The 383-nt window shown below is 52.2% G+C and carries 1 protein-coding gene; it reads left to right on the top strand.

Features of this window, described 5'->3' with window-relative positions:
- The coding region (locus KHA85_RS20555) for an ImuA'/RecA-like NTPase (protein WP_498039915.1) at window positions 1–383 on the top strand (383 nt) is incomplete at both ends.

Genomic DNA, 383 nt, shown 5'->3' with positions numbered 1-383 from the left:
GGATTTGGCGCTAGGCGTAGGTGGCTTGCCACGTGGCCGTGTGATCGAAGTCTATGGGCCAGAATCCTCCGGTAAAACCACCTTAACCTTGCAAGTGATTGCTGAAATGCAAAAGCTGGGTGGTACATGTGCATTCGTCGACGCCGAGCATGCTCTGGATGTGCAATATGCCTCTAAGTTGGGCGTAAACCTAAGCGACCTGCTTATTTCTCAGCCAGATACTGGCGAACAAGCCTTGGAAATTACCGAAGCGCTGGTTCGTTCCGGTTCGGTAGATTTGATTGTGGTTGACTCGGTTGCCGCATTAACGCCTAAAGCCGAAATCGAAGGCGATATGGGCGACTCCTTGCCCGGTTTGCAAGCACGCTTAATGAGCCAAGCAC

Origin of the sequence: Dietzia massiliensis, from assembly GCF_018390595.1 — a bacterium.
GTDB classification, from domain to species: domain Bacteria; phylum Actinomycetota; class Actinomycetes; order Mycobacteriales; family Mycobacteriaceae; genus Dietzia; species Dietzia massiliensis.
Note: the sequence above shows the minus strand (reverse complement) of the source record. Positions and strands in the feature narration are given on the sequence as shown.